The organism is Listeria aquatica FSL S10-1188 (genome assembly GCF_000525795.1).
Taxonomy (GTDB): domain Bacteria; phylum Bacillota; class Bacilli; order Lactobacillales; family Listeriaceae; genus Listeria; species Listeria aquatica.
In genome coordinates this window covers 86,738-97,683 of sequence record NZ_AOCG01000012.1, presented here as the reverse complement: position 1 = coordinate 97,683, position 10,946 = coordinate 86,738, and the positions used below count along the sequence as shown (strand labels likewise).

The 10,946-nt window shown below is 39.4% G+C and carries 8 protein-coding genes, 1 other RNA gene and 2 pseudogenes; 3 read left to right on the top strand and 8 right to left on the bottom strand.

Features of this window, described 5'->3' with window-relative positions; translation table 11 throughout:
* Positions 1-22: 22 nt before the first annotated feature.
* The 6 genes and pseudogenes from MAQA_RS09515 to MAQA_RS09490 all read right to left on the bottom strand — a co-directional run bounded on the left by MAQA_RS09515 (position 23) and on the right by MAQA_RS09490 (position 5,464).
* Complete coding sequence (locus MAQA_RS09515; protein ID WP_036073430.1) at positions 23-691, bottom strand: tetratricopeptide repeat protein; 669 nt, start codon at positions 689-691, stop codon at positions 23-25.
* Positions 684-1,430, bottom strand: a complete 747-nt coding sequence (locus MAQA_RS09510) for an alpha/beta hydrolase (protein WP_036073429.1) — start codon at positions 1,428-1,430, stop codon at positions 684-686. The genes MAQA_RS09515 and MAQA_RS09510 overlap by 8 nt, the downstream gene beginning before the upstream one ends.
* A 112-nt stretch (positions 1,431-1,542) precedes the next feature.
* The gene (gene mnmA, locus MAQA_RS09505; protein WP_036073426.1) at positions 1,543-2,658 is read right to left on the bottom strand and encodes a tRNA 2-thiouridine(34) synthase MnmA; all 1,116 of its coding nucleotides are present in this window, start codon (positions 2,656-2,658) and stop codon (positions 1,543-1,545) included.
* A pseudogene (locus tag MAQA_RS09500) lies at positions 2,655-3,818 on the bottom strand (cysteine desulfurase family protein). The gene mnmA and the pseudogene MAQA_RS09500 overlap by 4 nt, the downstream one beginning before the upstream one ends.
* 111 nt (positions 3,819-3,929) lie before the next feature.
* A non-coding RNA gene (gene ssrS / locus MAQA_RS09495) (6S RNA) lies at positions 3,930-4,119 on the bottom strand.
* A gap of 70 nt (positions 4,120-4,189) precedes the next feature.
* Positions 4,190-5,464 carry a replication-associated recombination protein A gene (locus tag MAQA_RS09490; protein ID WP_036073422.1) on the bottom strand — a complete coding sequence of 425 codons (1,275 nt, stop codon included), beginning with the start codon at positions 5,462-5,464 and terminating at the stop codon, positions 4,190-4,192.
* Positions 5,465-5,608: 144 nt separating this feature from the next.
* On the opposite strand from MAQA_RS09490, the gene cymR reads away from it, so the two are divergent.
* Entirely contained in the window at positions 5,609-6,040 is a 432-nt protein-coding gene (gene cymR / locus MAQA_RS09485) for a cysteine metabolism transcriptional regulator CymR (RefSeq protein WP_036073420.1), read from the top strand.
* A 69-nt stretch (positions 6,041-6,109) separates the two neighbouring features.
* Here cymR and MAQA_RS09480 read toward each other — a convergent pair.
* Together MAQA_RS09480 and MAQA_RS09475 are read right to left on the bottom strand one after the other, a co-directional pair.
* A pseudogene (locus MAQA_RS09480) lies at positions 6,110-8,264 on the bottom strand (MMPL family transporter).
* A 52-nt stretch (positions 8,265-8,316) separates the two neighbouring features.
* Positions 8,317-8,919, bottom strand: a complete 603-nt coding sequence (locus MAQA_RS09475) for a TetR/AcrR family transcriptional regulator (RefSeq protein WP_036073417.1) — start codon at positions 8,917-8,919, stop codon at positions 8,317-8,319.
* A 201-nt stretch (positions 8,920-9,120) separates the two neighbouring features.
* On the opposite strand from MAQA_RS09475, the gene MAQA_RS09470 reads away from it, so the two are divergent.
* Entirely contained in the window at positions 9,121-10,329 is a 1,209-nt protein-coding gene (locus MAQA_RS09470) for an ammonium transporter (RefSeq protein ID WP_036073415.1), read from the top strand.
* A gap of 165 nt (positions 10,330-10,494) precedes the next feature.
* Positions 10,495-10,875, top strand: coding sequence for a hypothetical protein (locus MAQA_RS09465; protein ID WP_036073414.1), 381 nt, complete (start codon positions 10,495-10,497; stop codon positions 10,873-10,875).
* Positions 10,876-10,946 lie beyond the last annotated feature (71 nt).

Genomic DNA, 10,946 nt, shown 5'->3' with positions numbered 1-10,946 from the left:
TTTCCCATCTCCTTTTCCATTTTTATTCTGTGTCGTTTGGAAGCTCACGAATAGCATCTAAAGCATTCTGCGCAAGTAAATGCTCTGGCTCACTTTGAAGCGCTTGTTCAAAGTATTCCTCTCCCAGTTTCAAATCGCCTTGCCATGCAAGATAAACAGCACCAAGATTATAAAGGGCATCCGCATCCCCTGGCTTAAGCATCAATGTTCGTTCAAGTTGTGTCACGGCTTCTTCATAAACACCTTCTTTTGCAAGTGCGATCGCATACTGAAAGACAGCTTCACCGTCCTCTTCATTAAGTTCTACACTTCGTAAGAAATACGGGAGCGCCAGCGCATTTTGATCCATTTTCGTAAAACTAAGTCCGAGCATAAAAAAGACATCACTATTTTCCATTCCTTCAGTGGTAGCTTCTTTAAAAGCATTGGCCGCATCTTCATAGCGCTCTAGTTCGAAGTAAAGATTTCCTAAACTATAGTAAGCTGCTGGAACATGATCATCGAGTTCAATAGCTCGTTTATAAAACTGTTCCGCTCGGTCAAAATCATCGAGTGACAATAAGACATTTCCAAAATTAATATAGCCAACTGGGTCACTTGGATTTTCTTCGATCACTTCCGTAAACATTTTAACAGCTTCCTCTAGTTTTCCTTCTTGCATATATTTAATTCCTACTTGATTTTTATCCATTTGTCTGATCCCTCATTTCATCGTACTTGAGCCACGAAATAATCGCAGCGCTCGTTTCCTTTGTTTGCTGTTCTACAGAAATTTTTGCTTTCCGGTCTCCATTTTGTTTACCATAAGCGCCAAACTGCGCGTGATTCCCACCCTTTATTTTGAAAAACGTGGTCTTTTTCGGCAAGTAGCGCTTATTTTGACCATATTTTTTCCAATTCAAAACACCATCATTTGTTGCTGTAATCGAAAGGGCCTCGAGTTTTGTTTCTTCAAGGCTCCCCTTTTTATCTGGATAGCTCGCAAGATAGAAAACGCCTTGTAAGTCTTTTGCGTGCTCTTTTGCAAAACGCGAAGCCATCACGCCTCCAAGTGAATGTCCACCAATCACAAAATGCTCGTCACTATTTTGTTTGATAATCTCTTCCGCTTTGTTTTTTCCAAATACTGCCAAATCAAGCGGCATCTCAGGTATATAGGTTTTATAGCCAGCATCTGCAAGCGAACGAGCAAGTGGTGCATAACTAAGGGCATCTACAAAAGCGCCTGGATATAAAATAACACTTGTTTTCTTGGCGCTTCTTTTCGGTTCAAAGATCAAAGTATCATTGGACTCAAAAATAGCCACCTGCTTTGTTTCTTGTGCTTTCTTTTCTGCATAATCACTTGATGACGTATTAAAATAAAAATAGCCCCACGCAATAAGCAGGACAAGAACAACAATACTTGAAAGCCCGATTAATTTTTTCATATCCAACCTCTTTTCACCTGTTCGTTTAACATTTTACCATATTTCACCTCAAAAAGCCGTGAGCTAGGCACAAAAAAAAGGAAATCCACTTTAAAAATGGATTTCCTAATCATCAACCTACATAATCTAATTGCTTTGTATCTTTCCAAACCGTATCAATCGTCGCGCCGCCAAGACAGATTTCCCCATCATAGAATACAACAGCTTGACCAGGTGTAATTGCTCGTACCGGTTCATCAAACACGACTTTTGCCTTCCCATCTGCTAAGAGATTGACCGTTACACCAGTATCTTTTTGTCTGTAACGGAATTTAGCAGTCGCGCGAAAAGTAGCAGGTTTAGGTTCATTCGATGTGAACGAAACATCTGTCGCTATTAACGAACTAGAATATAAGCTGTCATCGTGGAACCCTTGTACCACATAAAGAACATTTCGTTTTAAATCTTTCCCAGCAACGAACCACGGGTCACCGTCTCCACCAATTCCAAGGCCATGACGCTGTCCAATCGTATAATACATTAGTCCATCGTGTTTACCCATTTCTTTTCCGTCAAAAGTCTGCATAGAACCAGGTTTTGCAGGTAGATACTCACTCAGAAATTCCTTGAAGTTTCGTTCTCCAATAAAACAAATTCCCGTACTATCTTTTTTCTTAGCCGTTGCAAGTCCTGCTTCTTCAGCAATTCGTCTCACTTCACTTTTTTCCATACCACCAAGCGGAAACATTACGTGAGAAAGTTGTTCTTGAGAAAGTTGATTTAAAAAGTAAGTTTGATCCTTATTTTCGTCTACGCCACGAAGTAGCTTCACTTCACCATCTACTTTTTCAACACGCGCATAGTGCCCTGTTGCCACATAATCCGCCCCGAGGCTTTCTGCATGTTCCAAAAATGCTTTAAATTTAATTTCTTTATTACACATGACATCAGGATTTGGCGTTCGCCCAAGTTCATATTCCGCTAAAAAGTAACGGAACACCTTATCCCAATATTCTTTTTCAAAATTGACTGAGTAATAAGGAATACCGATTTGATTAGCTACACGGATGACATCTTCATAGTCTTCCGTTGCCGTGCATACACCAAATTCATCCGTATCATCCCAGTTCTTCATAAATATACCAATCACATCATATCCTTGCTGCTTTAACAGATAAGCCGTAACAGAAGAATCCACTCCGCCAGACATGCCTACAACAACACGAATTTGATTGTTCGCTTTTGTCACACTCGCTCTTCCTTTCTTTTTGCAAGTCGCAACACCACTTGACTAATCGTCTCAGCAGCCTGCGTAATTTCTGCTTGATCGTTTCCAAGACCAAAACTGATTCGTAACGTTTCTGTAATGCCGGGATGATCTTCTCCAAACATTGCAACGAGTACATGCGAAGGGTCGACCGAACCGGCCGTACAAGCTGACCCACTCGAAGCTTCAATTCCTTCCATGTCCAAATTCATGAGCAGTTGCTCAATTTGAACACCAAAGAATCGTACACTAAACACATGTGGGAGCGTTTCCTCATCTAGTCCGTTTATTTCAAAAGCCAAACCATTTTTTTTGAAAAATAGCCGCCATATTTTGTTTAAAGTCACGGTAAAGTTCTACCTTAGCAATTCGTTCAGCCCGCATAATAGCTAAAGCTTCCTTAAATCCAGCAATTCCCGCTAGGTTTTCCGTTCCTGCCCGACGTTTTCGTTCTTGTTCGCCGCCATGAAACGGAAATTCAAGTTTTGTTCCTTCTTTGACATATAAAAAACCAACGCCGCGCGGGCCATTTATTTTATGAGCGGATACAGAAAGCAAATCAACCCCAAGCTTACTAACCTGCAAAGGGATAAGACCAAAAGCTTGAACAGCATCCGTATGGAAAAGCGCCTGATGATTTTCCAGCAACTCGCCGATTTTAGCAATCGGCTGCAATGTGCCCATCTCATTATTCCCATACATGATAGAAACTAAAATCGTATCATCTGTGAGTGCTTCTTTAAAAGCTTGAAGCTCTATTTGACCATTCGAATTGACTGGCAAATACGTCACCTGGAACCCCTTCTTCTCCAAATATTCCATCGCGCGTAAAACAGCATGATGTTCAATCTTTGAAGTGATGATGTGCCGTCCATTCGTAGAATTCGCAAGTGCAGCTCCAATTATAGCTGTATTATCACTTTCCGTTCCACCACTTGTGAAGACAATCTCTCGCTCCTCGGCTCCAATCTCCTCCGCAAAAACTGTCTCGCTTCATCTAGTTTTTTTCGGGCCGATCTTCCTGCCGCGTGAATGCTTGATGGATTCCCGTATTCATTTGTCATCACATCAAGCATAACCTGACTCGCATTTGGATGGATCGGACTGGTAGCCGCATGATCAAGATAAATTGTTTTTTTCACAACACATCGCGCCCTTCCTGTGATTCATCATTTTAATCGTTTTTTATTGTAACAACAAATCCTTTTGAAAGCAATCTTATTCGCTTACAAATTGTTAGTTAGAAGACAAAAAGAAACCCCAATCGTACCGTTTGGAGCCCCATCCTTTGAACCCGCCGTATAAGCAGGTGGGTACTCTGTCGAGCGTTTTGCAAGTCCTCGTGAAAAGGCATGTGCGCCGCGTTCGAACACCGAGTTCCCAAGGTAAGAAAGATTGTTCGGTTCAAAAATAGTAGGCACTATACGTATACATTAGGGTTTCTTTTTATATGGTTAGAATAGCACAAATTCTCTAAAATAGCAATTTTGGAAAACTATAAAAGTAGTTTAATTTACTTCTTGTTTTGATTAATCTTTTGGTAAACTTCTGCGAGCGTTTGTTCAAACTTCGAATTTGTTTTGGGCTCATAGTAATGCTGATGCTTGATCGAATCCGGCAAGTATTGTTGATCCACCCAAGCATTTTCATAGTTATGCGGATATTTATAGTCAAGCGCTCTTCCCAATTTTTTCGCGCCCGAATAATGACCATCACGCAAATGATCGGGAACTTCTCCACTTTTACCCGCTCGAATATCACTAAGAGCTGCGTCAACAGCCATAATTGCCGAATTCGATTTTGGAGAAAGACAGAGTTCAATAACAGCATTTGCTAGCGGAATCCTCGCTTCAGGTAACCCAACTTTTTCAGCCGTTTGAACAGCCGCAAGAGTGCGTGCCCCCGCTTGCGGGCTCGCCAGTCCGACATCTTCATAAGCCATGACAAGTAAACGTCTAGTGATACTCACGAGATCCCCTGCCTCAATCAATCTTCCCATATAATGAAGCGCAGCGTTCACATCGCTACCTCGAACAGATTTTTGGAAAGCACTTAAAACGTCATAATGGGCGTCACCATCTTTATCGTGAGCAAGGCTTTTTCGTTGTAAACATTCTTCTGCAACTTCTAGCGTCACATGAATACTTCCTGATTCATCTGCTTGAGAAGAAACAACGGCAAGCTCCAGTGCATTTAGCGCGCCACGAACATCTCCATTACTCGCTGTCGCAAAATGCGTTCTTGCCTCATCATCTAGCACAACCGCGTATTCCCCGAGCCCCCGCTCAGAGTCCGAGAGCGCCCGGTCAATAGCTAGTTCGATCTCTGAGATGGCTAGTGGTTTTAATTCAAAAATCTGCGTTCGGCTACGAATCGCTGGATTAATAGCGATATAAGGATTGCTCGTTGTCGCGCCAATCAAGATGATCGCGCCACTCTCCAAATGAGGTAGCAGAAAATCTTGTTTCGCTTTATCAAGTCGGTGCACTTCATCTAAAAGCAAAATAACCGTACCGCTCATTTTAGCTTCTGCTGCTACGATTTCCATATCTTTTTTATTGTTCGTCACCGCGTTCAGTGTACGAAAAGCATATTCTGTGCTTCCAGCAATCGCACTTGCAATCGATGTTTTTCCGATTCCAGGCGGACCATATAAAATCATAGACGACAGCTTTTTTGCTTGTACCATGCGGTAAATAATTTTGTCTTTTCCAACCAAATGCTCTTGTCCAATTACTTCATCAAGCGTTCTTGGGCGCATTCGGTAAGCTAAAGGTTCCATTGCCATAACACTCAATTCCTCCATTTTTTCTCTTCATTCCATTATATCATAAGAAAACCAGCAGTTCTTTCATTGAAACTGACTTCTCACTTCGCTATAATAAATATGAATTCAAAGTTTACTTATCTGAATTATGGAGGTTTATCGAAAATGAAAATCACTACTAAGGGCCGCTACGGGTTAACCATCGCGCTTGAGCTTGCGCGTGAAGTTGGAAATGGACCGATCTCCCTCCGAAGCATCGCAAAGAAAAAGAACCTGTCTGAGCACTATCTGGAACAGCTTATCGGTCCGCTTCGAAACGCAGGACTTGTAAAAAGCATTCGAGGCGCGCATGGCGGCTATATTTTAAACGGTGATCCAAAACAAATCACTGCAGGCGACATCATTCGGACACTTGAAGGACCGATTGTACTTGTCGAAAGCATTGAAAACGAAGAAGCTGCTCAGCGTGAACTTTGGACACGCATGCGGGATGCCGTAAAAAATGTACTCGACCAGACTTCGCTTGCTGATTTAATCGCACATGAAAATACGTCGGAAGAAACCACACTACAAGAGGGTTATATGTTCTATATTTAAGCTATTTAAATAAAAGACAAGAAGTTCCAAGAGGGCTTCTTGTCTTTTTCCTTTTATCATAAAAAAACATTATCTTGATTTGAAAAGTCTTTTAATGCTTGGCCAAAAAGCCCATTTTCCAAGTAGAACGGTAAGCGCCGGCACAAGTAAAGGTCGAATAAGAAAAGTATCAACTAGAATACCCAACGCTGTTATCAAACCAAATTGCACAAGAAGCTCAATCGGGAGTGTAGTCAAAACAAGGAATGTTGCCGCTAAAATAACTCCGGCAGAAGTAATTACTCCCCCAGTTTCATGTACTCCTTCTTGTACAGCCTTACTAATCGGCATTTTATATGCATTCTTCCAAATGCTCGAAACCATAAATATATTGTAATCCTCGCCAAGCGCTACGATAAAGATAAATGCATATAATGGAATCAAGCCTGAAATGGCGTCAACCCCAAAGAAGTTATGCAAAATTAGCCACCCCATACCAAGAGAAGCAGCATAGGAAAAGAGCACTGTCAAAACAAGATATATCATAGCGACAATAGACTTCAAATAAATAAGCAACAAAACACTAATAAGTACTATAACAAGTGGAATTACTATTTTTTCATCAGTTTTTGAAACAGAACGCTCATCAAATTGGGTAGCAGTTTGTCCAGATATATAAACTTGGCTATCATCCCCCTTTATGGCTTGTTTTAATTTAGGGATTTTGTCCATCGCTTCTTTACTATAAGGGTTTTCATTCAAAATGACTGAATACTTTACAAAAGATTTATTTTTCGAGCTAGGTTCAGCTGAGCTTACTGATTTCACACCTTCGATTTCTTGAAGCGCCTCCTGATCACCACTCTGCCCATTTTTCACTATGACGGTAAGAGGGGCAAGATAACCCGCTCCAAAATGGTCTTCAATTAATCGAAAGCCTTCCTTAGAAGGCATGTCATCCGGGAAACTCGAAAGTGTATCATAACTATAATTAATTTGCGTAACCTGAAATGAAGCCATTCCAAGAAGTACAACAGAGAAGAGTATAATGATAATTGGATGCCTAACTGCTATTTTACCGATCATATCCCACACTCTATTCTCCTTCTTATTTTCTTTTGATGGATGTGGGACAAAAGGCCAAAAGGAAACGCGACCAAAAACTCCTAAAAGTGCTGGAACTAAACTTAAAGAAGAAAGTAGCATAACTAAAATAGCTAAACTAAAAGGAATTGCGAAATTATGGAATGAGCCGTATCTTGCAGCAAGAAGTAGTAGCAAAGCACACATCACTGTTAATCCGCTGAGAAGTATAGCTCCTGATACACCTCTAAAAGCCAAACGTAAAGATTTAAATCGATCCTGTTCGATTTTCAGAAAATGTCGGTACCTTGAAATCAAAAATAAACAATAATCAGTCCCTGCTCCAAATAGTAACACAGTCATAATCGAAAGCCCTTGAGAACTATAAGTTATAATTCCTTCTTTTCCGAGAAAACCAAGAATAGGCGTTATAATTAAATAAGCCATCCCAACAGCAATTAGAGGAATCAATGCTAAAATAGGAGAACGATAAATTAATAATAAAATAAGTAATACAATACACACTGTAGCAATTAATAAAGAAACATCTGCATCCTTAAAAAGTTCTGAAGCATCTACGCTAATTCCCGCTGCCCCAGTAGCGCGTGCAATCAGTTTCTTTTCACTATCAAGATTTGTCTCAAAAGGGTTATTTTGAAATATATCATCTGTTCTTTTTTTTTAATTCACTAATAGCTATTTTTATTTTTTCTGAACTAGTTCCTTCATCCATAATCACAGTTTGGATAAAAGATGTTTTATCATGAGAGAGTTGCTTCAAAAGGACTTGTGGCGGTACCTTTTCAAGTGAAACCAGCTGATTTTGATTTGGAATTGGTTTGTTTTGTAAAGAGGCATTCAGTTCTTGAATCTTCTCCAAATCGGATACTGAAAGACCTTCGTTTCTTGTCCACGTTATCAATAAAGGAATTCCATTATTTTTTTTAAAATAATGATCTTCAACTTTTTCTGCAACTACCGAGGGTTCCGACTTCGATAAATCATGCGCTGTATCTTCTTTATATGTTGAGGCATTTGGCAGGATGAATTGCAAACCTAAAGCTACAACGATCCAAATAGCAATGATTGCAAAACGCCCTTTTTTTCCACTAATTATTTTTGCTATCCCGTCTTTAATTTTCAAAATAAATCCCCCCCTTATTCTATTCATTTATCAATTGATAAATGAATGGTTAAAAAAAAGAAGCACTTTACTATACCTCTTTTTTCATAAATCCAAACAAAATCAAATAGATCCTTTTCGATACTTTTTCTCTAATTTCCTTAGTCGATAGCAAATTTACAGGCATAAAAAGTGGAGTAATTGCTGACAAAAAATATTCTGTCGCTTCTTTAGATGTAAGCTGGCTTTCTATATCTCCATTTTTAACAAAATCTGCAAAAATTGTTTCTATAGGTAAAAAATAGCTTCTATACCATAAATCATATAATACTTTCTGGTTTTCTTTTTTCAACTCATTTAAAATATCATGGACCATTAATAAAATATTAGTTGGATGTTTTTCAATTAAATTTAGTACAACTATATTAAGTTTAGCTTCACAATTTATCTTTTTATCTAAAATGTTCTTCATGTCAGATTGAATGTCAGCAGTTAGATTTTTCACAACCTCAAGATAAAGAACTTCTTTATCTTGAAAATGATGATACAATGCCGGCTGAGTAATTTTAGCAGCCAAAGCTATCTCTCTAGTAGTTACAGCTCGATAGCCTTTTTTCATAAAAAGAGTCTTCCCAGCATCTAAGATTTTCAAACGGGTTTGAACCATTTCTTCCGCTCGACTTCTTCTAGCCATCTTAACCCCCTCCTTTTTTATTTCATCTTACCTTCTATAATGTTTTTTTTTCAAACCAGCCTACATTTATGTTATATATTCTAACAAAAATAACAAGAAAACAAATAATACTTGCAAATATATTTTTATTATGTATGATTATATCATGAAGAAAAATCATTCATGTTATATAATATAACATAGAATAAAGGAGAGCTGATTATGGAGTCTGTTTTTATGTTTTTCTGCACATTATTAGTTTGGATAATGACACCAGGAATTGCATTATTTTACGGAGGAATGGTTCGACGCAAAAACGTGCTAAGTACTGCGATGTATAGTTTTAGCTCCATGGCCATCGTTTCTATTCTATGGATTTTAATCGGCTATTCGCTTGCCTTCTCACCAAATAACGCTTTTATAGGCGGTCTCGAGTGGAGTTTTCTTCATGATGTTGGTTTTTCCAGTTCAACACTTTACAGCGATTCAATCCCACACTTGTTATTCATGATGTTTCAAATGACATTTGCCGTTTTGACGGTTGCAATCATATCTGGTGCTTTCGCTGAACGAATGAATTTTCCTGCCTATCTCGTATTTATTCTTCTTTGGTCTTTACTCGTTTATGCACCCGTTGCACACTGGGTCTGGGGCGAAGGTGGGTTCTTGCGTGAGCTTGGAGCACTTGATTTTGCAGGTGGCAACGTTGTCCATATCAGTTCTGGCGTGACGGGACTTGTTCTAGCCATCATGATTGGTCGCCGCAAAGAAGCGGATACTGCCTCCCCTCATAATTTACCTCTTGCTTTAATCGGCGGTATCCTTGTCTGGTTTGGGTGGTATGGCTTCAACGTTGGAAGTGCCCTCACCATTGATCACGTAGCTATGACTGCTTTCGTCAACACAAACACGGCCGCTGCAGCGGGAATTATCGGTTGGGGAACCGTTGAATGGATTATGCATAAACGCCCTACTATACTCGGTACCATTTCTGGAGCTATCGCTGGACTTGTATCCATCACGCCAGCAGCTGGCTTTGTCAGCATAATAGCGTCCCTTCCTATCGGCTTTATCGGTGGAATGCTTTGCTTTTGGGGCGTTTCTTGGTTAAAAGGAAAAGTGAAATATGATGATGCGCTTGACGCGTTTGGATTACATGGAATAGGTGGCATTTGGGGTGGCATCGCAACCGGCTTGTTCGCTTCAACCAAAATCAATCCAAACGGAGCAGACGGCCTTTTCTCTGGTCATTACGCTCTACTTTTTAAACAAATTGCTGCAATCAGCGTAACCGTTATATTCGTTTCTATTCTTACGATCATCATCGTTGCTCTCATCCGCTTATTTATTCCTATCCGAGTCAATGAAGAGCAAGAAACAAACGGACTCGACTGGACTTTACACGGAGAAAATGCTTACCACGACCGCTAAACTTTAAAAATTAGATATAAAAAAGAGATTTCCATGAGTAAATCCTCAAAAACGCCTTTCAATTCTAAAAAAACAATGAGAAATCGCTTGTTTCTCTTCCCAGAAGCCATTTATGCGTTATAATGGGATAGAGATGTTATTAGATTGGAGGCGCAAAGAAGTTATATGCGTAAAATCCCTATATTTACGCTGATTGCCATTTTGCTACTTGGCGGAGGTTACTTTTACTATCAACACGCTTCTTCAAAAGTAAATTTAACGTTTAGCTTTAATGTCAGCAAAAAAGACACGGATAAAAAAACAATCAGCGGTACAATTGACGGTGCAGGAAGTACGATCGTTACCCTGCCTGTTTCAAAAAATCTTTTAAATTCCGTAAAAAAAGGAAATCATTATAACATAGAAGCGACATTCTACAATAAGAAACATGTCGATAAAAAAACCAGCAAAAAACTGGAAGGACCATTTTGGTCGAATGAAAACAATAAAGGCTTGCTTGTCAATAAAGTAAAAGTTGACAATTTAGAAAAAATAACCAATCAATAAAAAAACGTGAGTTGCGGGAACTCACGTTTTTTGTTTGACAAAAAAAGCATCGGCTGAACTAGCCGATGCTT

Bases quoted from the DNA above. Each gene is read 5' to 3' on its own strand.
- MAQA_RS09515 (WP_036073430.1), bottom strand. From the start codon at position 691: ATGGATAAAAATCAAGTAGGAATTAAATATATGCAAGAAGGAAAACTA.
- MAQA_RS09510 (WP_036073429.1), bottom strand. From the start codon at position 1,430: ATGAAAAAATTAATCGGGCTTTCAAGTATTGTTGTTCTTGTCCTGCTT.
- MAQA_RS09490 (WP_036073422.1), bottom strand. From the start codon at position 5,464: ATGGCAATGGAACCTTTAGCTTACCGAATGCGCCCAAGAACGCTTGAT.
- cymR (WP_036073420.1), top strand. From the start codon at position 5,609: ATGAAAATCACTACTAAGGGCCGCTACGGGTTAACCATCGCGCTTGAG.
- MAQA_RS09475 (WP_036073417.1), bottom strand. From the start codon at position 8,919: ATGGCTAGAAGAAGTCGAGCGGAAGAAATGGTTCAAACCCGTTTGAAA.
- MAQA_RS09470 (WP_036073415.1), top strand. From the start codon at position 9,121: ATGGAGTCTGTTTTTATGTTTTTCTGCACATTATTAGTTTGGATAATG.
- MAQA_RS09465 (WP_036073414.1), top strand. From the start codon at position 10,495: ATGCGTAAAATCCCTATATTTACGCTGATTGCCATTTTGCTACTTGGC.